Below are 465 nucleotides of genomic sequence, written 5' to 3'. Positions count from 1 at the left end.
GCCGTTCGATGCATCCTTCATGGCACGCACGCGAAAGTCATGCAACCCCTCCCCCAACCTGCTGGCTTTCCAATCGACCCAAGTCGAGAGATACCGGCGCAAGTTGCGGCGCGTGCGCCGCGGCTGGGCGACGTACGACAAGGTCACGTCAATCCGGATATCGAATTCATCGGCCTGCTGACGCAGCTCGGCAGGGATAGGCACTTGATAGACGTGACACTCACCGGAATGTATTCCGGTCTCCCCGCTGGTGATGAGCGTCGTTCGATGGTCGGGGTTGGTGGTGGCTCTTGCCGCATACGGTACACCGAAACCCAAGCTGCGGAAAGCACTGGACGCCGAGGCGAAGAGGGCCTGCTTTTCCGGAGCCGTCATGCCGGGCGGCGGATTGCGCAAACGTGTCAGCAGGTCTTCCGCCCAGGTCGGCCACTGTGCCGATTGCACGACGAGGGCGCGGTACAGGAG

1 protein-coding gene is annotated in these 465 nt (G+C 62.4%); it reads right to left on the bottom strand.

Annotated elements, in window-relative coordinates; translation table 11 throughout:
* On the bottom strand, nt 1–465 hold a 465-nt coding region (locus GVL52_RS31970; RefSeq protein WP_200847986.1), incomplete at both ends, for a hypothetical protein.

The organism is Rhizobium sp. 18055 (assembly GCF_902706285.1).
Lineage (GTDB): Bacteria > Pseudomonadota > Alphaproteobacteria > Rhizobiales > Rhizobiaceae > Rhizobium.
This window is presented reverse-complemented; position numbering and strand designations above follow the sequence as displayed.